Source organism: Jatrophihabitans telluris, assembly GCF_023516435.1.
GTDB lineage: Bacteria > Actinomycetota > Actinomycetes > Mycobacteriales > Jatrophihabitantaceae > Jatrophihabitans_A > Jatrophihabitans_A telluris.
In genome coordinates this window covers 312797-332877 of record NZ_CP097332.1, presented here as the reverse complement: position 1 = coordinate 332877, position 20081 = coordinate 312797, and the positions used below count along the sequence as shown (strand labels likewise).

The 20081-nt window shown below is 64.8% G+C and carries 26 protein-coding genes; 8 read left to right on the top strand and 18 right to left on the bottom strand.

Annotation, left to right across the window (positions count from 1 at the left end):
• Nucleotide 1 precedes the first annotated feature (1 nt).
• Nucleotides 2–376 carry a hypothetical protein gene (locus M6D93_RS01605; RefSeq protein ID WP_249772423.1) on the top strand — a complete coding sequence of 125 codons (375 nt, stop codon included), beginning with the start codon at nt 2–4 and terminating at the stop codon, nt 374–376.
• A 13-nt stretch (nt 377–389) separates the two neighbouring features.
• Here M6D93_RS01605 and M6D93_RS01600 read toward each other — a convergent pair whose 3' ends face one another.
• Nucleotides 390–779: a hypothetical protein gene (locus M6D93_RS01600; RefSeq protein ID WP_249772422.1), complete on the bottom strand. Its 390-nt coding sequence runs from the start codon at nt 777–779 to the stop codon at nt 390–392.
• A gap of 203 nt (nt 780–982) precedes the next feature.
• Nucleotides 983–1930 (bottom strand): hypothetical protein, encoded by a 948-nt coding sequence (locus M6D93_RS01595; protein WP_249772421.1) that lies wholly within the window; start codon nt 1928–1930, stop codon nt 983–985.
• A 202-nt stretch (nt 1931–2132) separates the two neighbouring features.
• Here M6D93_RS01595 and M6D93_RS01590 point away from each other — a divergent pair, with 202 nt between their 5' ends.
• On the top strand, nt 2133–2645 hold the full coding sequence (locus M6D93_RS01590; RefSeq protein ID WP_249772420.1) for a sigma-70 family RNA polymerase sigma factor: 513 nt from the start codon (nt 2133–2135) through the stop codon (nt 2643–2645).
• Between the two features lies 1 nt (nt 2646).
• The gene (locus M6D93_RS01585) at nt 2647–3318 is read left to right on the top strand and encodes a hypothetical protein (protein ID WP_249772419.1); all 672 of its coding nucleotides are present in this window, start codon (nt 2647–2649) and stop codon (nt 3316–3318) included.
• A gap of 332 nt (nt 3319–3650) precedes the next feature.
• Here M6D93_RS01585 and M6D93_RS01580 read toward each other — a convergent pair whose 3' ends face one another.
• From M6D93_RS01580 to M6D93_RS01515, 15 genes are all read right to left on the bottom strand, one after another.
• Nucleotides 3651–3959: a hypothetical protein gene (locus M6D93_RS01580; protein WP_249772418.1), complete on the bottom strand. Its 309-nt coding sequence runs from the start codon at nt 3957–3959 to the stop codon at nt 3651–3653.
• 13 nt (nt 3960–3972) lie between these two features.
• Nucleotides 3973–4434, bottom strand: coding sequence for a DUF4265 domain-containing protein (locus tag M6D93_RS01575; RefSeq protein ID WP_249772417.1), 462 nt, complete (start codon nt 4432–4434; stop codon nt 3973–3975).
• Complete coding sequence (locus tag M6D93_RS19580; RefSeq protein ID WP_430667202.1) at nt 4431–4616, bottom strand: HNH endonuclease; 186 nt, start codon at nt 4614–4616, stop codon at nt 4431–4433. Before M6D93_RS19580 ends, M6D93_RS01575 begins: the two co-directional genes overlap by 4 nt.
• A gap of 922 nt (nt 4617–5538) precedes the next feature.
• Nucleotides 5539–5835 (bottom strand): hypothetical protein, encoded by a 297-nt coding sequence (locus M6D93_RS01570; protein ID WP_249772416.1) that lies wholly within the window; start codon nt 5833–5835, stop codon nt 5539–5541.
• A gap of 1176 nt (nt 5836–7011) precedes the next feature.
• Nucleotides 7012–7299, bottom strand: a complete 288-nt coding sequence (locus tag M6D93_RS01565) for a hypothetical protein (RefSeq protein ID WP_249772415.1) — start codon at nt 7297–7299, stop codon at nt 7012–7014.
• Between the two features lie 2 nt (nt 7300–7301).
• Nucleotides 7302–7910, bottom strand: coding sequence for a hypothetical protein (locus M6D93_RS01560; protein ID WP_249772414.1), 609 nt, complete (start codon nt 7908–7910; stop codon nt 7302–7304).
• Nucleotides 7907–8491 carry a hypothetical protein gene (locus M6D93_RS01555; RefSeq protein ID WP_249772413.1) on the bottom strand — a complete coding sequence of 195 codons (585 nt, stop codon included), beginning with the start codon at nt 8489–8491 and terminating at the stop codon, nt 7907–7909. The genes M6D93_RS01560 and M6D93_RS01555 overlap by 4 nt, the downstream gene beginning before the upstream one ends.
• The gene (locus M6D93_RS01550) at nt 8488–9045 is read right to left on the bottom strand and encodes a polymorphic toxin type 37 domain-containing protein (protein WP_249772412.1); all 558 of its coding nucleotides are present in this window, start codon (nt 9043–9045) and stop codon (nt 8488–8490) included. The genes M6D93_RS01555 and M6D93_RS01550 overlap by 4 nt, the downstream gene beginning before the upstream one ends.
• Nucleotides 9046–9047: 2 nt before the next feature.
• Nucleotides 9048–9254 carry a hypothetical protein gene (locus tag M6D93_RS01545; protein WP_249772411.1) on the bottom strand — a complete coding sequence of 69 codons (207 nt, stop codon included), beginning with the start codon at nt 9252–9254 and terminating at the stop codon, nt 9048–9050.
• Nucleotides 9255–9256: 2 nt separating this feature from the next.
• On the bottom strand, nt 9257–9829 hold the full coding sequence (locus M6D93_RS01540) for a hypothetical protein (RefSeq protein ID WP_249772410.1): 573 nt from the start codon (nt 9827–9829) through the stop codon (nt 9257–9259).
• Between the two features lie 368 nt (nt 9830–10197).
• Nucleotides 10198–10569 carry a hypothetical protein gene (locus M6D93_RS01535; RefSeq protein ID WP_249772409.1) on the bottom strand — a complete coding sequence of 124 codons (372 nt, stop codon included), beginning with the start codon at nt 10567–10569 and terminating at the stop codon, nt 10198–10200.
• A complete protein-coding gene (locus M6D93_RS01530) occupies nt 10559–10819 on the bottom strand; it encodes a hypothetical protein (RefSeq protein WP_249772408.1) in 261 nt (86 codons plus the stop codon). The genes M6D93_RS01535 and M6D93_RS01530 overlap by 11 nt, the downstream gene beginning before the upstream one ends.
• Nucleotides 10820–11101: 282 nt before the next feature.
• Entirely contained in the window at nt 11102–13426 is a 2325-nt protein-coding gene (locus M6D93_RS01525; RefSeq protein ID WP_249772407.1) for a hypothetical protein, read from the bottom strand.
• Nucleotides 13427–13456: 30 nt separating this feature from the next.
• Entirely contained in the window at nt 13457–13678 is a 222-nt protein-coding gene (locus M6D93_RS01520) for a hypothetical protein (protein WP_249772406.1), read from the bottom strand.
• Nucleotides 13679–13764: 86 nt separating this feature from the next.
• Complete coding sequence (locus M6D93_RS01515) at nt 13765–14598, bottom strand: helix-turn-helix transcriptional regulator (protein WP_249772405.1); 834 nt, start codon at nt 14596–14598, stop codon at nt 13765–13767.
• A gap of 186 nt (nt 14599–14784) precedes the next feature.
• Here M6D93_RS01515 and M6D93_RS01510 point away from each other — a divergent pair, with 186 nt between their 5' ends.
• Both M6D93_RS01510 and M6D93_RS01505 read left to right on the top strand, forming a co-directional pair.
• On the top strand, nt 14785–15387 hold the full coding sequence (locus M6D93_RS01510; protein WP_249772404.1) for a DUF1326 domain-containing protein: 603 nt from the start codon (nt 14785–14787) through the stop codon (nt 15385–15387).
• Nucleotides 15388–15404: 17 nt separating this feature from the next.
• Entirely contained in the window at nt 15405–16223 is an 819-nt protein-coding gene (locus M6D93_RS01505; protein ID WP_249772403.1) for a DUF2182 domain-containing protein, read from the top strand.
• Nucleotides 16224–16266: 43 nt separating this feature from the next.
• Here the strand turns inward: M6D93_RS01505 and M6D93_RS01500 are convergent, their stop codons facing one another.
• Nucleotides 16267–16851 carry a TetR family transcriptional regulator gene (locus M6D93_RS01500; protein ID WP_249772402.1) on the bottom strand — a complete coding sequence of 195 codons (585 nt, stop codon included), beginning with the start codon at nt 16849–16851 and terminating at the stop codon, nt 16267–16269.
• Between the two features lie 107 nt (nt 16852–16958).
• Between M6D93_RS01500 and M6D93_RS01495 the strand changes: the two genes are divergently transcribed.
• From M6D93_RS01495 to M6D93_RS01485, 3 genes are all read left to right on the top strand, one after another.
• Nucleotides 16959–17876: an SDR family oxidoreductase gene (locus M6D93_RS01495; protein ID WP_249772401.1), complete on the top strand. Its 918-nt coding sequence runs from the start codon at nt 16959–16961 to the stop codon at nt 17874–17876.
• Between the two features lie 299 nt (nt 17877–18175).
• Nucleotides 18176–18823 (top strand): polysaccharide deacetylase family protein, encoded by a 648-nt coding sequence (locus tag M6D93_RS01490; RefSeq protein ID WP_249772400.1) that lies wholly within the window; start codon nt 18176–18178, stop codon nt 18821–18823.
• Nucleotides 18820–20079: a YncE family protein gene (locus tag M6D93_RS01485; RefSeq protein WP_249772399.1), complete on the top strand. Its 1260-nt coding sequence runs from the start codon at nt 18820–18822 to the stop codon at nt 20077–20079. The genes M6D93_RS01490 and M6D93_RS01485 overlap by 4 nt, the downstream gene beginning before the upstream one ends.
• The last annotated feature ends 2 nt before the right edge of the window (nt 20080–20081 follow it).

Genomic DNA, 20081 nt, shown 5'->3' with positions numbered 1-20081 from the left:
GATGCCCCTGAGCCAGCTCATCGCGGCGACCACGCGGCTGGAGGACGGTCCGGCCGATGGGTTCCGCCCCACCGGCCCCGACGAGCGCGCCACGATCCTGGCCCAGATCGGCGACGGCCCGCTCGGCAACGTCGCCGCGATCTCCGGGCACCGCGTAGTGCCGCTGCCCGACGGCGTGGAGCTGCCGGTCTCCGGCGGCGTCAAGGTCCGCGTCCGGCTGACCGCCAGCGACACCTACACCGTCCAGCGCGTGCGCGTGCGCGGAAAGAGCGAGAAGCTCCTCGGCGAGCGCGAGAACGTCCACGCCGACAGCCTGGCAGCGGTCGCCTACCGCGCCGGGATGTACGAGTCCTATGGCGACTCCGAGGAGTGGTAAGTGCGCCCAGGTTCTATTGGAAGGCGGTCTGTCCAGGGACGTAGGTCAGGGTGGTGCCGTCGGCGGCGGTGAGGACGACAGCCGCACAGGAGGCTGACTGGATCTGCAAGGCTCCGGAACCGGCGGGGGCAGCAAGAGTGATCGGCGAGCCGACGTCGCCTTCGACCGGGTCCACCTGGGCGGCGATAAGTTCTCCTTGGCCGTCATGTGCGCCAGCGACGAGGTAGTAGTCGAAGTCCGTGCAGTGCAGCCCCCAGCCGTTGGTGGGGGTGATCGCCTTGGCGATGTATGGATCGATGTCGGTGGCGTTGATCTCGCCGAGGGTTGGTGTGATTGTGCCGTTCGGGCCCGGTGTGATCGGGGGTGGACCGCCCTTGGTCGGTGTTGGGGCTGTGTCCGTCACAGAGGCTGACGGATCAAGCTGTCCGGACTTCGGCGTCGGGCCAACGGTCGCCGTCGCGGAGGAAGAATCAGTGGCCAGCGCAGTCGTGCTGAGAGCGGCCGTGGCGGCAGCACTATGTTGCGTAGCAACGCCGCTGGCGCAGGCGGTCAGTCCCGCCAGACTGGCGAGCGCGATGGCTGCGATTGCGGATTTTCTGGCGTCGATCATGGGTGATTCCACCTTATCTCCGCACCCCAACGAGGGGTCATGGCAGTATCCGCCTCCAGCTGTAGCTGGTTCCATAGGGCCGTATAGGCCTGCGAGGCGGTGTAGTTGGTGCCGATACACGGATCACTTTCATCAACGCATGCTTGGTACTGATCCATCACTCCGGAAAAGTAGATAGCGCTTGTGGAGGTCGAATGGGCGTGTGCGCCATAGCGAGACATGTTCCCCCATTCAGCCGCCATGCTGCTGTTATAGATTTGCGGTATCGAGTACGAACGGGATCTTCCCCACGCCGCCTGGTAGCGGTCCTCGATCGACCACACGTAGCCCTCCCGCGTCACGCAGTCGGCGCGGCCGTCGGTCGGGCAGCCCGCTGCGTCGCCGTGGTCGTAATTGAAGTTCGAGTTGATTGAAAAGTAGCCGTCTAATAGGGCCAGCGAGGGACCCGCGTTGTTCCAGCCGACCTCCATGTCGTACCCACCCTGGATGTCGACTTGGGCTGCGGCTGCTCCGCTGGCTGCCCTCACTTGGCTGACGAAATTCGACCATGCACGTCCCTGCTGGGTAGCGTTTGTCACCACCTGGCTGCCTTCGTTGTTTTCTCCGAGGACGAGCGTCAAGTGGGAAGCAGTGTCTGAACCCGTGCAACTCCAGTAGTTGTATGCGAATTGGTACGCGTCGTCCTGGATCTGTGCCCGCGAGGCGAAACCTGCCGCTCCGGGCAGATCGACTCCGTAGGTGCTGCCAGACAGACTCGGGGTTCCGAAATCAAGAACGACGATACGGTTTTGAGTGCCAGCTCGATTCTTATCGGCCGTACCTTGATTGCAGCCTGCCGTCGCATAGGGTCGAGAATCGGTCGTGGTGACGTAGTACGAAGTCGTCGTCGATGGCACGGTGACGGCTTCGGCTGGGGAGGTAATCGTCAAAATTGCGGCGAGCATCGCGAAGGCGACACCTAGGCGTAATGGCTGCCGCCAGCGACTCGACATGTGCTCCACGTTTCCCCTACCGGCGAAGTCATGGGGCATTCGAAGTGCAGCACAATCCGGCACGGGGTTGCTAGTCCCGGTCCGAGGCCACGCTGTGATTTAGCTCACAGTTCGTGGTTGACACATTATTGCCGATGGAGTGCCTCTATGAGGCGTGAACAGTGATCCAGAACGGGGCGACCGGGCGCTCGCCGACTTCGCCGCGACGCATGGTGAGAGCCTCGTGCGTTTCGGGTTTCAGCTGACACACGACCGAGCGTCAGCGCAAGATCTCGCCCAAGACGCCTTCATCAAGGTGCTGACTGGGACTCGTCGCGGGAGCATCGCTCCGCGACAGCTAGTCCCGTACGTAAAGAAGGTCATGCTGCACGACTACTTGAAAGATGCCAAACGCCGACGGGCTCTGCCATTGAATGTCGCCAGCCGCGCGATTCCTGATCGAACCGACGAGATTGCCGATCGACAAGCCGTGTGGGCCGCTCTGGAAAGCTTGCCGCCGCGACAACGCGCAGCATTGGTACTACGCCATTACGAAGATCTTCCGGACCGCGAAATCACCTCCATCCTTCGCTGCCGACCGGCGACCGTCCGCACCCTCATCTCTCGTGGTTCAAGCACTATCCGCGAGGCTCTACGTCCTATGTTTGTCCACCCGAAAGCAGGTTGACATGCCCGATATCGATGACCTCATCCGCACAACAATGCGCGAGCACGCACCGGACGACATCGCGATGCTCACCATTCCCAAGAGCGCCGACCGAGTGACGCGCTCGATCGCCCACAGTTGGCTCGCGCCGGTTGCCGTGGCCGTGGCCGTGGCGGCCGTATCTGCTGCGGTCATCGTCGCAGTTCGCGCCACCGTTGAAACGGCAAACTCGACGTCAGCCACAGCGACCATCCACGGCACTCCGCCCGCCTCAGCATTGAGTGAGCCGAAGTCCGGACAGCTTGATCCGTCAGCCTCTGTGACGGACACAGCCCCAACACCGACCAAGGGCGGTCCACCCCCGATCACACCGGGCCCGAACGGCACAATCACACCAACCCTCGGCGAGATCAACGCCACCGACATCGATCCATACATCGCCAAGGTGATCACCCCCATCAACGGCTGGGGCGTCGAATGCGATGGAATCAACTACGTGATCTGGGCGGGGTCCAACTCCGGGCGGTCAGCGATAGTGGTCAGCCCTTGGAGCACGGCTCCGTTTCGACTTATCCTCGGACCCGAGGTCGCGTCGACCCTCAGGGTGACCGACATGAACTGCGAAACCGCCACCCTTACCAGCCCACAGCACAAGACCTACCACTACGACCTCACCACCCGCACTCTCCGATGACCCTCGCCGCTCGCCCTCCCGCTTCGCGACCACACTTAGGGCGCGGCGGCTCGAAGGGTAGTGAAACTGGCGAACCGAGGAGTCATGTGCAGCACCGCAGTTCGAGAGACCGCCGGATCGCGTAGTTCTGAAGCGGGGGCAAGACGGTCCCACGTTTCTCACGCTCTCTCACCGAAGGCTCAGACTCTCCTCACCTCAGTCGGTCGGCTGACAGATACCGCGTGCGCGGTTTTGTTGGTGTTGGGCCTCCTCGTCGCCGTTCAGTTCACAGTTGCTCGAAACGCCGGCCCGGCCCATGCGGACCTGCTACAGACGGTGACGTCGAGCGCCGATCAGGTGTCAGCGGCGATCGCGGCTCGGCGCCAGGTGACGGCGACCAGGGTGGGGTGACGCCCGGAATCACTGGCCTGCGTGCCGTTCGTCTCGGGGCGACCGGGGTCCGACTGGCCCCCGACCAGGCCCCGACCGAACCCCGACCGGGCGCCTGTCACCCCCGACCGGTTCACGTCGTAGCTGGTGCCGGGGTTGTTCATCGTGCTGTCCGCGGCACTGAGGCCGAGCAGGAACGACCCGCCGTGCTCGCCTTCGCCGCGCCAGGTGAGTTCGTAGCCGAACCCGCCGGACTCGAAGGGACACCCCACCGCCAGCTGAGGATCAGGCCGTCTTGCCCGTCTCATACATCAACCGACCGGCATCCTCTTGCGCCTGGAGGTAGGCAGCAAGCTCCTTCGCGTGCGCGGCGTCACGAGCATCGACGGCAACCAGGTTTGTCGACGACCACTCGACAAGCGCGCCGAGCGACTCAAGCTCTGCCGCCACCTCTTCCCGCGGGTGAAACGACTCGCCGAACCACACCCGAAACACATACCGACCCGAAGGCGTCGAGACCCGGCGGGTCATGTAACCGTCATCAGTCTCGACGACATCGCCTAAGGACAGGTCGTAGGCGAAGAACGGGATGCAGCACAACTCAAAGTGCCGCTCGTCGATTTTTCGCGCCCACAGCTGCTCAGTCTGGACGTCCGTGTTACCCGAGTCGATCGACGTCGCAATGATGAAGTTCGACCGCTCCCGCCACACCGGCTGACTGTGCGTCGCTTCCCGGGCCGTGCTCATGGAAGACCCCACCACTCTGGAGGCCACGCCCCGCGATAGCCCGAAGCGGGATTGACCGGGAAGTCCCGGGCGCCCTTAGAGGCATTGCACCAACTGCACGTCGTCTGGGCGTTGTCCAACGTGGCATTGCCACCACGTGCCCTGGGAATCGCATGGTCGATCTGCGGACTATCCGTCTCCATCCGGCAGTGGACACACGTGCTGGGGTTCTCCGCTCGCGCAGCGTCCTGCACCCCCTGCGGGAACACCTTCCCGGCCGACTCCCCACCTGCCGACCCCGCCTTGATCGCCGGGTACCCATCACCTGCTGTTTCTGCGGCAACAAAGCCCGATAGAGGCGCCGAAGACTCGCCCGCAGACGAGAGTCCTGGCTTCCCACTAGGCGCGTGGGCGCCAATGCTGCCTTGCCCGTTCTCGACGCTCAGGGCGGGACTGTTGGAGGCGAAGTCGTAGGCGTAGGTCGCGTCGACCGCGGACGTCGTAGCAGTTGACGACGGAGCCGAGCAGATGGCGACCACCAGTGAGAGCGTTGCCGTCAGCAGCGCCCTGAACAGTCGCGTGAAGCTCACCAAGCACCAACTAGCTCGGTCAGGCTGGAAACGACAAGGCCGTTCGGCACGTAGGTCTGTTGGATCACCCATGCGAGCGCACCCGCGGCACGTTCGAATGCAAGTGGCGACGAATCAACTTCGTCGTAGCCGGCCGCGTGCACTCGTAGTACTCCCGGCGGGAGCGTCAGACTGTCTACGACGCGTGCCAGGCCGTCGAATGCCGCCTGCGCAAACTCCTCCGGCAGGCCAGTGACGAGCGGGCGGCCCAGCGAGCTCCGACACGTTCGCGCTGCGCCCTCGGTCAGGTCACCCGTTGAGCCGATCTCGATCTCGAGTCGCGATCCTTTCGGCTGGAACGATCCTCCGACGAGGGCGCGTGGCACCACGCCGCTCCCGGACCGCAGTACTTCGATTGTGGCGGCGACATTCGCACTGGCGTTAGCGCCAGCGGCGGCCGCTGACAGGTGAAGCCAGCGGCCGGTTTCGAACTCAGCAGTGGGCTCGGGGCCTGTCACAGCGATCTGCCACACGCCTGCCCGGGCTACCAACGTGTTCACGGAAGACCCCAAGCCTTGCGCCAGTTCGAGTTGAAGTACTCAGGGAATTGCTTGATCACTTCTGGGTCGTAGTTCATGAACGGCGGGTGCGTCTGGCCAGCCATTTCGTGCGCCAAGTCTTGGGATGCGCCGCGGGCCACGGCATTCGCCTCAGTCAGCTTGTGAGTCATGAAGTTTTGCTCGCCAGGCGTGAGTGCACGACCTTCGGCCATTGCGCTTTGAATGCAACTGATCATGGCGGCGTTCGGCGGGTGTGAGGCAAGAGCGTCGATGCTGCCGAGGTGCTCCGTCACGGTCGCCAGATTCGCCTCCGTCGCTAGACCCGTTTCTGCGGCAATAAAGACCGCCGTAGAGTGCAAAGAATTCCTGGTCCTGTCGTCAGCCGAGCCCAGGACGGGATCGCTGTGCCGGTCCGCGGCTATGGTCGCCGAAGGAAGTTTGACCGATCCGTCGTAACTGTCCGTGGCAGCGGCCGTAGACGTACCTCTATTGGGATCAACGGCCATAGCTTGTCCAGAGGACATACCCCCAATAGCCACGAACATCAGCAAGCTGAGAACCAGAACGAGGCGTCTGTAGCAAGTCGTTGGGATCATTTAGGCGGACCGAGTGTGCGCCGTATGAAGTCGAGAGCATCTACGACTGAATCACCACCGAGGGAGCTGTTACGCACCTCCTGAAGCGCGAACCAGACTCCTTCGAGGATCTCTCCAGACGTGGTTCCGTTGAGAGCCGATTCCAAGCGATGGGCGAGCCTCTCATGGCCTTCCATTCGTAGTTCATGGATTAGCGCACTCACGAATTCGTACAGCCCGTCCAAGGTCGTCATCATCCACCGGCCGGGACGAAGTCACCAGGATATATTACGACCTCAATTCCACCGCCGCCATTAGGACCGACGCCAGGAGCTTCCCGAGTAATGAATGAGGCACCAGGCCGCAATGTCCCCCGCACTACAGAGTCAAAGGGAAGATTCTGCGGCGGAATACCGTAACGCGCTCCATAACCTGCCGAAGCGGGATCCTCAAGCGCGAAGAACTGCGATTCACCCGGCGGCAAACTCGAACCTGTACGAATGCCCTTGTACAACGTTGCGCCATTACTCACCGTATCGCGCGCTGCCATTGCCTCGGCTGACGTCGATTGTGCAGCTACGCCGTAGGGCGTTTCGATGGCCGTTGTTTCTGCGGCGAACAAAGAGCGTGAATTGGCGGCCAGCGGCTGACGATTGACGCCCTACCACCCGGCCCGCCCTTGCGGCCTCAGCAACCGGAGGGATGCCGTCAGACGCACTCGCAGCCGAATATTCGGAAGCGAGGTCGTACGTGGCCTGTGGCGTCGTAGCTGTAGCCACCGGAGCGCCAGGTTGCTGCAGCGACATGGCGCTCGCCACGAGAGGTGTCACCGTGAACGTCAGCGTGAACGCCAACAGCAGTCCTGCAAGGATCCTCACCCGGTGCATCAGATCGTCACCGCGTCAGGTCGTACAGAGTGTCACCCAAGGCGTCGAGCCGCTCTCGAGCCGACGCAGCTGTGAACGACGATCCCGGCTCTGGGGCGAGCGATAGGTCCATGAGTCCGCCCATGCCGAGCACAACTGCGTGCAGCTCAGTCGTGACGTGTTCACGTGCGTCGTCAGTAACGTCAGAACGCTGAAGCAACAGCTTTCGCTCCTGGAGCCATGCGGCCTTATCCGGGCGACCACTCTGCCCAAGTAGATCGATGATCTCCGTCAGGACGTCGGTCAGCGATGACATCGTCATGGTAGCGGCTCCCGGCCAACCTGCTGAAAGACATTGCCACTGCCACGTGGGAGCAGCGCTTGTTGCCCTGTGCCGCCAGCAACATCGCCGACATACATAGTTGTGTCCTGGGTTAGGCGATAGGTACTAACGACATCGGCGCCGTTGTTCCATTTCGCAAGGTTGTACATCTTCTCGGCGTCGGCGGCCGTCGACGGCTTGGCGAGCCCGAAGAACGATCCAATGCCTTGATCGGTGCCTTCGGCTCGGTAGAAGGTAGTGCCTGCCTTGAATGTCTGTGTCGTATAGCTGCCGCCGGCAAACGAATCCGCGAATGAGCCCGTCAGCTTGGGCAACGCGCTTTCTGCGGCAACAAAGCCCTGGGTAAGCGGCGCAACCTGCCATGAAGACCGGCCGATCCTCAATGCACCTGGCGCGGGATCGGATGCGCCTCGCTCAGCCCCGCCCGCCGCTCTCAACGGTAGTTGGGCGGTCGCGTGATAGCTCTGGTTTGACTTCGTCGTAGGTGTACCCGAGCCGCCGACTCCGTGAGCCATCGCGTCGGCGCGCCCGAAAGTAATGACGACGAGGCAGAGCCACGCGATGACAAACCACAGGCGTTTCACGCGGTGATGCTCCCGAGGTTCGCCCTTGCGAGAATGACGAACGACTCAGCGTCGTAGACAGATGTGATCACAGCGCAGACTTTCTCGGCCAAGACGGCGATGTCCGACTCGTTCAGTACGTAACCAGCTCCGAGGGGCAAGTCCGTCGGAGCTGGAAGACAGACAAACGCGTTCAACGGATAGCCGGACGACCCTGTTCGAAGGAGGCGCACCGCAACCGCAGGCTCGTTTAGAGGCGTCCAACGGACCACGCGGTCGCCAACGAAAGCCACGTCAACTGCCAAACCTGCATCGCCTCGGCGCGCGAGATCATCCTCGACAACGAGCGTTCCTGCTCCGGCTCGCGCCATCGATTCGACTGCCCCTTGGACGACAGCGTCTGCATCGCCGCTCCTAATACCGCGCCCGAAATCATCGAGCGCCTGAAGTCCTGTTGACGGTGGGCCAATGACGATCCCCATAGACAGATCTGGAAGTCGCGTAGTTATCAGCATCGACAGGTCCGAACCATGCGCGAGGGAGCCGCGCACCCAGTCCGCCGCCGCCCCGGGGTCGATCGGTGCCAACCCGATCTGCGTCACTTCGGGACCACCGTGCCGTCGGGATAGACCCGATAGGTGGTGCCATCTGGTGCCTTCCAGTCGTAGTGCGGACCGATCGGGCCAGGATGGCCGAGGTCCGGGTGCAGACTCTCGCCGGTGTTCGGGCTGTACCAAGACCCCTTGGACGTACCGGGGTCGCCCGTTCCTCTCCACTCCCAGCCTGTGCCCGGAGACTCTGCTGGATTCGTGAAGTTCGGCTTTACTCCAAGCTTCGGCAGGTTGGACACTGCATCGTCTGCGGTGTCTGCGGCAACAAGGTCGAACGCCGCAAGCGAAGAATCGCCCAAACTGGCTGCCACCGCCCGGGCGGATGTGCGGATCGCGGTCCCGCCGAAGTCGCGCTCGTCACCTGTCGCCGATGAGTGGTGAGCAGCGGTGTCGTAGCCGTAGGCCGTTGCCGCGTATTGACTCGCGGAGGCCAGGCCGACTCGCGGTAGCGCAGTCCCAGCCGTAGCTTGTCGTGTTGCGAGTCCGCCCACCACCAGCACGCCCAGTAGCACGACCGCCAGACGACGGAAAAGGACCGACCGCATCGTCAGAGCCTCTGGGCAGCCTGATCGAGAAACCAGGTGAGCACTTCTGGGCGGATGTTCAGCGGCATAAAGCTGTTGAACGTCCGAACTCCGGAGTCGTCGTCACGAAATACCTCAGCGATGAGCGTTCCGTCGGGGCTGTAAAGCTCGAGCCCCAGCCCGTCGCGCTCCAAGACATCGCTCGCGAGCGTCAGCTTGTAACCGTCCACGTCTATGGCTCCAGGAATCCCATGAAGTCGCCGCCGACCGAGTAGCGGACGCCAGCCCCGTTCGAGCCGTAGATGTTGATCACCTTGTCGAGCACATCGACCGTCCTGTTCGGGTCGTTGAGTATCGCGTTGACCTGGCCCAGACCCTGCGCGTTTCGTGCCTCTGCGCTTCCAACGGACCTCGGGAAGACGCTGCCTGGGCGATCGCCATGCTTCTGGAGCGCACGGCCAGCCCTTGTCAAGCCGTTGCGATCGATCGCATTCGCTGAAGACTCCAGCGCGCTATTGCTGAATCCTCCGGCATCGGCCGCGGTTTCTGCGGCAACACCGGTAGCTGACACGATTGGTCGTAGTTGGAGGGTGTGCAGCCCAACGCCTTCCGGGGCTGCGACGGTCTGGACCCCGATAGTCAAGATCAAATTCTGAGGATGAGGCCCGACGGCGTTCTGGGCCGCTGCGCCTGGTGCACCGAACGTGATTAGGGCGATGGTCGTGAGTAGCCCGACGAGGAGCGCGAGCAGTCGACGGGCCAGCCCCGACGGCTTTTCTAGCTGCTCGCTTTTGGTGCTGGTCACGTCGATCAGTGTGGCAGCGGCAGCGGGCCGGTGGCCGTTGCGACCCGCTGAGCTCTGGTTCGGTGACGGGGCGGCTAGGACAAGGACGGGTGGACGGCTGCTGCTTTGCTGAGGCGGCCTTGTGTCCGGGCCGGTGGAGCGTGGGGAGCGTCAGCGGACCACGCGGAGCCGGTCTGGTTGGCAGCCGCCGTGGGCGGCTGCTCTTGAACCAGTAAAGAAAGTTCTCACCAGCCACCGACTACCTACTCATCGACGGCGCGCCGCGGCGAGCTTTCAAGGCACCGACCGACCCGCTCGCCGATCGGCTCACCGACCTCGGCGCGCTCGAGGACGCCGACCGCGCAGCCCTCACCCGCATCCTCGACGGCCTACTCGCCAACGCCCGCATCCGCGCCGCCCTCGGCACCGCCAGCTGAGTCCAACGGCGTCAGGCCGAATTGCTGGTCGTTTTCCACAAGGTCGGCGATGGCGGCCACCATCTGCTCGATGCCTGGACCACTCATCAGGATGAGGTCCGGCACGCGGAGGTAGAGCCCGCCAGCTGACTCCCCGGACGATCTCCACCGCGCCAGAATTCGCTCAACCTCGCGGACCGTGATCAGGGTTGCACCCCAACGCCTGCCGTCCGGCATCTTGATAACGGCGTCGGTGTTGTCAACGCCGTCAGGGTCTTCGCCGTCAGCAAGCAGAAACTCGACCTGGACTCCGTGCTTGCCGACGCTATGCGACTCAACCCCCATACGTCGCCTGTAGCCGAGAAATCACGTTGATCAATGTTCCATAGCCTTGGGTGTACTGAGCCAGGTGACCTAAGCCGGTGTACTGCGCCCGCGCCACATACGACGAGGCCCCCGCATTCAGCGCGAGCAAACCCCCGACCGCCGTGTAGCGGAAGTGCAGCTGTTCTCCCGCGAGGGTCGGCAACTGCGACAAGGCGCCGCCGGAGACTTCGATCTGGTTGGCGATGCTGCCGTCGGGGTTGTAGAACACCGAGGACGTGTAGGGGTGGCGGTGTCGAGTTGTCCCTTGGCCAGACTGTCGTAGGACCACGCTGCGAGTTTAGCGGTACCGCCGCCGGTGGTTTGGGACTCTGAGGTCTTACGGTCCACGGCGTCATAGCCGTAGGTCAGTGACCCAGGACCAGAGGTTGCCCGCCTGGTCGGTCATCGACAACATCGCGCCACGGACGTCGTAGGTGTAACGGGTCGTCTGGAACGCAACGGTGGCGGGTTCGGGCCAGAGCGAGGGAGTCCGAGGGCGCGTGCAGATCCGCTACTTTCCCAGCCGCGCCTTTCCCAGGCGAGACTCGACGCCCAGGAAATCGAGTTCGTTCTTGAAGTCTGCCGGGTCGAATGTGGGCGGCAGATTGCTCAGTACCCACGAGGCGCGGTCGCGGTGGCCTTGGGAACTCAGCCAGCGGGCGACATCGTCGCGAACCATCGCGTCGGGGTTGTCGTGGATCCGCGCGAACCACGTCGACCATCCGTACGTGGACAGATGCAAGAAGCCCTCGCCGGACGGGCGCGCCTCGAGCCGGAGACTCGCGCAGTGCGGGTCGCGGGGAAGACCGTCACGAACCTCGGTCCAGGTCGAGGTCGGCACGTCGATCGCCCAGACGCTGGAAACGCCGGCGACGTAGACGGTCGCCGGACTGGTCGTCGGGTCGGCGACCAGTCCGACGATTTCAACACCGGGGTCCGTCGGCCCGGTGAGCTGCGTCCAAGTGACGCCGTCCGGCGAGGAATAGACCGCCCCCGACGATCGAGTCGACCGTGCGGCGTACAGCTCGCGGTTTCCATCGGAGTCGTGGGCGACCGCGATCGCCGCGATGTAGCTGAGCCAATCGCTTCCCGCAGGAAATCCAGCTGCGGGTGTGGTCACGCCGGTAGCCGTGTCGAGCATCCAGACGATGGATGTACCCCGCGCACCCGCATAGACACGGTGACCGTCGAGGGAGGCCAACGCGGAGATCACCGAACCCGACGGCAGCGGGATATGCCCGAGGTAGTCCCAGTGCGGATTGTCTAAGGGCATCGTGGCGAACAGCCCGTAGATGTCGCCCATGTGCGGCGCGGAGCCGTCCCCCCAGTCGGCGGCAACCGCAACCAATGTCTCCCCGGAATGGTTTCGGTAGTCGGGATGCGACACGGACGCCTGTTGTCCAGAGAGCAAAGCAGCCCCGTTGGAGGTCACGCCACCGTGCGGTTGCCCGATCGGAATGGCGGCGGCCGCGGTGTCGAGAGAGCGCTGGTCGGCGTTCCAGGTGCTTCGGTAGTTGGTCCCGTAGCTGACGACGGCATCGGTCGTCGTGGCCGGGAAGGTGAGGGTCTGTCCATCAGTCAGGCCGATAGAGCTTGCCACGCGCCACGGTGTCGATGATCCATTCGGGAACCGCACGCAGTACACATCACCGTTGTCTTGCAGGCCGCCGCCGATCAGGCCCGGCACCGTCGGGCTGATACCGAAGTCGCCCCATACCTGGTAACGACCGGAAGTCGAATAGAACTGCAGATTTGCCAAGCCGCGGTTGAACGAACCGTCCCAGCTCGTCAGGTCCTCACCCAGCGAGCGCCCGACGCCGCCATCGCTGGCTTCGAGAAGGCCGGCGGAACTGTAGCGATAGCTGTGCTTGTCCGGGTGGATTCCGGGATACAGGGTGAACGTGCGACCGCCGTCGGTGGAGGTCCACGGTCCCAGGGTCCAACCGAAACAGACGGTGTCCGGGTCTGTCGGGTGGACGGCGACGGCGCCGGTGTAGCCGTTCTGGCTGTGATCGGTGAGGAATCCCGCCATCGTCCGGGCGGCCTGGCGCTGCCAGGTGCGGCCCCCGTCGTCGGTCCGCAGCACCGCGGTCACCGTGCCCCGTCCCCCGGCGCCATCGGCCGGATCGAAGTGGGACGCCCCAGCGTAGGCCCGCATCGGACGGGAGGGAGCGCAGGCCAGGCACAGAAAGGCGAACTCGTTGGGAGCCGGCGGCTCGGTGACGGTCGCCGCGTGGGTGAGGAGATCCGGCGTGCGGGTCGAGAACGCCCCCCAGAAGAGCGCGTTGTTCGCCGAGCACAGGACGGTGCCGTCGGCGGCGATGTCGACGGCCTGGACGTCGAGTCCGCTCACCGGCCCGGAGGCCTGCTGCCACGAATAGGTGTCCGAGGCCTCGAACGGCAGTCGAGACCACCACAGCCCGGTCGTGGTCGCGAGCAGGATCGCATGTTGCGCGACGCTGATGGCGATGCGGTTGACGCCGCCGATCCCTTGTGGGAGAGCTACTTCGTGCCACGGCGACCACAACGGCACGTCCTGGCTGATGTCCGTCTCATAGAGGCTGCCCACGTTCGGGTCGCCCCCTGAGCCGCCGGCGAAGTAGTGCTGCGACTGCTCGAGGTGCGCCAGCGAATGGACATTGCTCTGCTGCCAATCCAGACTCAGCGACAGACCGATGCCGGACGTCAACAGCCACACCCCACCGGTCTCGGCACCAACGAGGAGGTTGACCGGATTGACCTCGAGCACGTCGTTGGCATGCCCGGCGGTCCACCCTCGTGATCCGCTCTGGAGGTCATCGTGAATACCGAGCCGGTTGTACAGGGACCAGGTCATGGACATAGAACTGCCGCCCTTCGGACGTCGCTAGCGACCTACGGCCCGCGTGCGGAGCCATTCCCGACGGCTCAGTACCGCCGCCACCACCGCCAGGGCCCCGAACGCGATGACGAACAGCCATTCGACGGCGCCGTTTCCCCCGTCGGGGTCGACACCCCACGCGGCCTCGATCCAATCCGGGACGGCGGCCGTGAGAACCGCGAGCAAACAAGCAACGGCGGTCAGGAACATCTCTATGCGTAGTCGCATGACGGCCTCCGCCGGACGGGCCAGCAGTCTGATTCTGGCAGTGTAGGCGCGGTCGGCCGACGTCGAATATAGGGAAATCCCCAGGGTCATTGGGACGCCTGGCCAGGTCTCTCGTCGGCGGAGGAAGCGTCTTTCAGCAGAAGGGCGAGTTGGATCCTGGTGTCCACATGGAAACGGCGGTACACGCGTGTGAGGTGCTGTTCCACCGCCTTGGTAGAGACATGCAATTCCGCCGCGATCGCGCGATTGGACCGCCCGGTGAGCAGCAGGCCGACGACCCGCAGCTCGGCGGGGGTGAGTGCCACGTCGTGCGACGTGCCCCAGGCCGCCAACGCAGCGAGCTGGCTGGTCACATCGCCATCACCGAGCCCCCGCCAGATGCCGCCCAGCGGTCGGCGGAGTTGTTCGAAAAGCTCGTGCTCCCGCGGACCGAAGTCGCGCAGTTCTCGTCCGAGGGAAATGCCCACCAGCCGATGGTTGGCCGTTGAGATAGTGGCAAAGTCGGCGAAGCGTAATCTGCGAGGTCGGTAGAACTCGACGTAATAGAGAGAACGGGTGAAATCGACCCGGGGCATCAGATCGGTGAGCCGGGCGGCGTGCGGATCGCGGTGCCGCGCCAGGTGATCCAACCACGGATGGTCGCGCGGCCGAGCCAGCCACAATCGCGCCGCCTGGGGAACATCGCTCATCGGCGTGGGATATCCACACGTCGACACAATGCGGTAATCGCTGGCAGACACGTCAGCGAAGCCGACCTCGTCACACTGCAACAGATCGTGCAGGCCTGGCATCACGATACGGAGGAATTCCTCACGGCCAGGCGCCGACGCGGATGCGCCCAGAAGGTCCAACGCCCAGCGATGGCTTCGCGCCCGCAAGGCGTTGTCGGAAATCACCCGCGACGAACGGACGGCCGTCACAGCCGAAATTCTCGACGCGTCGAGTCGGGTACGCAAGGGTGTCTGTCTGTCGGTCGCGCGTCGGATTTATCCGGCACGACCGGAAAAGGTGCGATGAGAACCGGCAGACCATGGCTCTTTCCGCCGCAACGTGATTGACGATGCACCAGTTCGGTTGGACACTGGGGCCAACCCCGGGAGGCCCCCATGTCGTGGCATTTGCGTGGTAGTTACGTAGAGACCTGTTCCTGCGAACTCATGTGTCCCTGCAATCTCTCACTGGATCACGGCGCGACCTATGACTTCTGCCGGGTCACGCTCGCGTTCAACATCCGCGAAGGTGACGTTGACGGCACCGACATCGCCGGCCGCAAAGTCGTCGCGATAGCGGACACTCCCAAGGTGATGACCGAGGGCAACTGGCGCCTGGGGGTCTACGTCGACGACGGGGCCAGCGATGAGCAGTTCGACAAGCTGGTGCAGGTTTTTGGCGGCCAGCTCGGTGGTCCGATGGCGGCACTGGCACCCTTGGTCGGCCAGATGCTCGGCGTCGAGCGGGCGAGCATCGAGTTCGCCGACGACGGGCTCCGGCACAGCGTCCGCGTCGGCGACGTCATGGACTTCGAGATCGAGGACATCGTGCCGTTCGGAGTCGAGACCGGTCGGCCGGTTCGCTTCGACGGGATGTTCCATCCGGTGGGATCCGACCTCACGATGGCCGAGGCGCGCCGCTCCCGCATCAACGCCTTCGGGGTCGAATACGAGGCCAAGACCGGGCTCTCGACAGCAGAGTTCGCCTGGTCGGCCTGATCTCGACGCCGTCGACGATGACTACCCGCGTGGCCGATGGCGTTGAGGTTCGCTCTGCCTTCGCCGCGGCACGGGTTCGACTGGGCCTGGTCGCGTTACTGCTCGCCATCGCCGTAGCCGGTTGGTGGTGGACCGCCCGGCAGATGCGCGGCATGGATGCCGGGCCGTGGACCAGTCTCGGTGGGCTGAGCTGGTTCCTGCTGGTCTGGGTGGTGATGATGGCGGCGATGATGTTTCCGTCCGTGGCACCCACTATCGCCCTGTACTCCCGCATGACCCGGCAACGGTCCCCGCTGTCTCCGCTCATCTTCGCCGGCGGCTACCTGGTGACCTGGACGGCCGCGGGCGCATTCGCCTTTGTATTTGGAGCAATCGCCTCCCGCGAGCGAGGGGACTTCTTCGTCTGGGACCGTGGTGGCCAATGGGTGGCCGGCGGCACCATCCTCGTTGCGGCGCTCTACGAACTCACGCCACTCAAGGACGTCTGTCTCGGCAAGTGTCGAAGCCCCTTGGGGTTTCTCCTCGGTTCGTGGCGGGACGGCCTGCCGGGCGCGTTCCGGATGGGGCTGAAGAACGGAGCCTGGTGCGTTGGATGCTGCTGGGCGCTGATGGCCGCGTTGTTCGCGCTCGGCATCATGAGCATCGTCTGGATGGCCGTGGTCGCCGGCTTGATCGCCCTCGAGAAGACGCTGCCCTGGCGCCGGATCGCCACCTACGCAACGACAACCGTCTTGTTGGTGCTGGGCATTCTCATGTTGACCGCGCCGGGGGCGATCCCGGCCATGACGGTGCCGACCTCGAGCACCATGCCACAGATGACCCCGATGGGCTCGTAGCGGCTGACGCCGGAAGCTCAACCGTCGGCGGTCATCGACCGAGTCACTGATCGGCGCGCGCTGTCCCTGCGCCCAAGACCGCCCGCAACTGGGCGAACGACTCGTACACGCTCTCGGTCAGCTGCGCCCGGGCCGGACCTGCCAGCCATTGATCGAAGGCCACCCGGAACACGACCACGCCGGTTTCTGCCGCCAGGCTGGCGGCGGGCTCCTGGACGCCTCGGCGGCGCAACCCGTCGGAAAGGGTGCGCGACCACGATGCGAGCTTGGTCAACTCACGCCCCCGCAGGTCGGAATTCGCGGAGATGATCGCCTGTCGACGTGCGGAGAATGCGTGATCGTCGCCGATGAGCACAGCCACCCTGGTCAGCGCGGCAGCCACCACGGTCAGCGCATCGTCGGTGGCGGGCGCGGCGTCGACGACGCGGACCAACTCCGCGCCCAGGGCGTCAGACCCGGCGAACAGGACTTCCCGCTTGTCGGTGAAGTAGCGAAAGAACGTGCGAGCGGTCAGGCCGGCCCGCTCCGCGATTTCCGCGACCGTGGTCTGTTCGTAGCCGCGCTCGTCGTACAGCTCGATCGCCGCTTTACCGAGGCGACCACGAGCATCCGGCTGCCAGCGTCCCATGCTCGCAGTCTAGTGATGACACAGTCTGTCATGACAGTGTAGGCTGATGTCATCAAGTGACATCACTGCACGACGGTCCACGGACCGTCCGGACTAGGGGTACTGCTATGCGCATCTTCGTGACCGGAGCTTCCGGTTGGATCGGCTCGGCTGTCGTTCCCGACTTGCTCGCCGCCGGCCACGAAGTGATCGGCCTGGCCCGATCCGATCGCGCCGCGGAGACCGTCGCCGGGTTGGGCGCCGCGGTCCATCGAGGCAGCCTGGACGATCTCGACTCGCTGCGAGCGGCGGCAGCGGGGGCCGACGGCGTCGTGCACCTGGGCTACCACCACGACTTCTCACAGATGGCCGAAGCAGCCCGGATCGACCGACGGGCGGTCCAGCTCTTCGGCGAGGTCCTGGCCGGTACGGGCGGCCCGCTCGTCGTGGCCTCGGGGGTACTCGGCATCGGCGGTGGCGGCCATCCCGCAACCGAAAGCGATATGCCCGATCCCACGATCCATCCCCGGATTGCGACCGGCGAACTCGTGCTGTCACTGGCCGAGCGCCGCGTGCGGACCGCTGTGGTCCGCTTCGCACCGACGGTCCACGGCCCCGGAGATCAAGGCTTCGTCGCCACGCTCGTCGAACTGGCCAGGCGCACCGGGATCGCGGGCTACATCGGCGACGGCAGCAACCGCTGGCCCGCCGTCCACCGACTCGACGCCGCCACGCTTGTCCAGCTCGCGGTGGACTCCGCCCCCGCCGGCTCGGTGTTGCACGCGGTCGATGAGGAGGGGATCGCCACTCGTGACATCGCCGAGGCCATCGGGCGTTCACTGGGTGTCCCGGCCCAGTCCGTCGCCGCGGACCGTGCGGCCGAACACTTCGGCTGGATCGGCGGATTCTTCGGTATGGACTCGGCCGCGTCGAGTATCCGGACGCGGGAGCTCCTGGGCTGGGTCCCAGCACATCCCGGTCTCGTCGACGACCTCGACGCAGGCAGGTACCGCGACGCCGCGCCCCACTCCACCGCCGGCGGCTGATCGCGGCGAGGAGCTCGGCTCCGGACATCCTCGTACCGGACGTCGACATACCTTGCGGGCTCATACCTTGCCGGTCGCCGCTTCGTGGGATGCTTCCGTACGTGATCGTGAGCCGACGGGCGCTCCTCGGTCTGGGGGTGGCCCTGGGAGCGTCAGCTGCAGCATGTGGACGCGCCGTACGCAACGGCACTGGACCGACAACGACAACCGGGCTTTCGCCCGGTGGCGCAGGCAGTTCTGCCACTACGACGTCCACGTCGAGGTCGCTGCCGTCCTCGCTGGCAACGTCGAGCCGAGCGATGCCAACGCCGATACCCAGCCGGGCACCGGTTCCGGCGGCCGGCGTACCCGCCGTCGAAATTACCCACGGGCCGCGGAGCACGAACCAGATCGCGCTGACCTTCCACGGCGCCGGCGATCCGGCTATCGCCCGACAACTGCTCGGAGTCTTCGCCGCTGCTCGGGTCCACGTCACCGTCATGGGCGTCGGCACCTGGCTGTCCGGCAATCCAGCGGTCGCCCGCGAGATCGCCGCCGCCGGCCACGAGCTGGGCAATCACACCTTCCAGCACCTCGACATCAACAGCCTCGATCCAGCGACCGCTCGGTCGGAGATCATCCGGTGCCGTGACGTGCTGCGATCGCTGGTCGGCTCCGGCGGGCTACTGTTCCGGCCGTCGCAAACCCAGCACGCCTCCCGCGATGTCCTCGGTCTCGCGGGCGCCGCGGGGTACCGAACGTGCCTGTCCTACGACGTCGATTCGCTGGACTACACCGATCCCGGTGCCGCCGCCGTGCGAGCCAACGTGGCCCAGGCTCGGGCAGGATCGATTGTCAGCCTGCATTTCGGTCATCCTGGAACGGTTGCCGCGATGCCCGCGATCCTGCGCGACCTCTCCGCCAGGGGGCTTCGTCCCGTGACGGCCAGCCGATTGCTGGCCGGATGACCCGCCGGTCGGCGCCATCGATCCGGGTTGGGCTCGCCGTAGCCGCCGGGTGCGTTGCCCTCGCCGGCTGCACGATGACGTCACGGCACGGGGCCGGGTCAGTATCCACCGCCGCGGCCGGCGCGGGATCCGCCCGGCACGGTTCGCCCTCGCCCACCGGCACCGGCACCGGCACCGGCACGGGCAGCGGCATTTCGTCCGACACGGGCTCCGGCGGCCTGGCCGGCATGCCAAGGTTGTTGTCCCCCACCGACGTCTATGCCGCCGACCGTCCGGGGATGATCAGTCCGAGGATCGCGAAGGATCCCGCCTACGTCTACGTGCCGAACACCAACAGCAACGACGTCTCCGTGATCGACCAGCACACCCTGAAGGTCGTCGCGACCTTCTACGGCGGGCAGGAACCGCAGCACGTCGTCCCGTCCTATGACCTCAAGACCCTCTACGTCACCGCGGATCGGCCCGGCGCGGGAGGTATCACTCCGATCGACCCGAGAACCGGGCGCCCGGGCAAGGCGATCCCCATCGACGATGTGTACAACATGTACTACACACCCAACGGCGCGTACGCGATCGCAGTGCAGGAGGCCTACACGCGACTGGCCTTCTACAACTGGCGTAACTGGACCTTGCACGACGTCGTGTCGATCCCGTCCTGCACCGGCATCGACCATATGGATTTCACCGCCGACGGCAGGAAGCTGCTGGCCAGCTGCGAGTTCAGCAACAAGCTGATCGTGGTCGACGTAGCCAGCCATCGCCTGCTCAAGTCGATCCCGTTGAATCAGGCGATTCACGGCATGCCCCAGGACATCAAGCTTGCCCCCGACGGCAAGGTCTTCTACGTCGCCGACATGATGGCCAACGGCATCTACCTCATCAACGCTTCGTCCTTCCGGGTCGAGGGATTCCAGCACACCGGACACGGCGCGCACGGGCTCTACATCTCCCGGGATTCCAAACGAATGTTCGTGACCAACCGCGACGAGGGCAGCATCTCCGTCATCGACCTGTCGACCCGCAAACCGCAGGCCCTGTGGCGACTGCCCGGCGGCGGCAGTCCCGACATGGGCAACGTCTCCGCCGACGGCAAGATCCTCTGGCTGTCCGGACGTTACGACGACGTCGTGTACGCAATCAGTACCCGCAACGGAGCGCTACTGGCGAAGATCCGGGTCGGGGCAGGGCCGCACGGCCTCGCAGTCTGGCCGATTCCCGGGCGCTATTCTCTCGGCCACACCGGAATCCTTCGATAGTC

Bases quoted from the DNA above. Each gene is read 5' to 3' on its own strand.
- M6D93_RS01565 (WP_249772415.1), bottom strand. From the start codon at position 7,299: ATGTCATCGCTGACCGACGTCCTGACGGAGATCATCGATCTACTTGGG.
- M6D93_RS01575 (WP_249772417.1), bottom strand. From the start codon at position 4,434: ATGAGCACGGCCCGGGAAGCGACGCACAGTCAGCCGGTGTGGCGGGAG.
- M6D93_RS01585 (WP_249772419.1), top strand. From the start codon at position 2,647: ATGCCCGATATCGATGACCTCATCCGCACAACAATGCGCGAGCACGCA.
- M6D93_RS01485 (WP_249772399.1), top strand. From the start codon at position 18,820: ATGACCCGCCGGTCGGCGCCATCGATCCGGGTTGGGCTCGCCGTAGCC.
- M6D93_RS01510 (WP_249772404.1), top strand. From the start codon at position 14,785: ATGTCGTGGCATTTGCGTGGTAGTTACGTAGAGACCTGTTCCTGCGAA.
- M6D93_RS01535 (WP_249772409.1), bottom strand. From the start codon at position 10,569: ATGGGGGTTGAGTCGCATAGCGTCGGCAAGCACGGAGTCCAGGTCGAG.
- M6D93_RS01595 (WP_249772421.1), bottom strand. From the start codon at position 1,930: ATGCTCGCCGCAATTTTGACGATTACCTCCCCAGCCGAAGCCGTCACC.
- M6D93_RS01490 (WP_249772400.1), top strand. From the start codon at position 18,176: ATGCCAACGCCGATACCCAGCCGGGCACCGGTTCCGGCGGCCGGCGTA.
- M6D93_RS01550 (WP_249772412.1), bottom strand. From the start codon at position 9,045: ATGCGGTCGGTCCTTTTCCGTCGTCTGGCGGTCGTGCTACTGGGCGTG.
- M6D93_RS01520 (WP_249772406.1), bottom strand. From the start codon at position 13,678: ATGCGACTACGCATAGAGATGTTCCTGACCGCCGTTGCTTGTTTGCTC.
- M6D93_RS01500 (WP_249772402.1), bottom strand. From the start codon at position 16,851: ATGGGACGCTGGCAGCCGGATGCTCGTGGTCGCCTCGGTAAAGCGGCG.
- M6D93_RS01505 (WP_249772403.1), top strand. From the start codon at position 15,405: ATGACTACCCGCGTGGCCGATGGCGTTGAGGTTCGCTCTGCCTTCGCC.
- M6D93_RS01495 (WP_249772401.1), top strand. From the start codon at position 16,959: ATGCGCATCTTCGTGACCGGAGCTTCCGGTTGGATCGGCTCGGCTGTC.
- M6D93_RS01605 (WP_249772423.1), top strand. From the start codon at position 2: ATGCCCCTGAGCCAGCTCATCGCGGCGACCACGCGGCTGGAGGACGGT.
- M6D93_RS19580 (WP_430667202.1), bottom strand. From the start codon at position 4,616: ATGGAGACGGATAGTCCGCAGATCGACCATGCGATTCCCAGGGCACGT.
- M6D93_RS01525 (WP_249772407.1), bottom strand. From the start codon at position 13,426: ATGACCTGGTCCCTGTACAACCGGCTCGGTATTCACGATGACCTCCAG.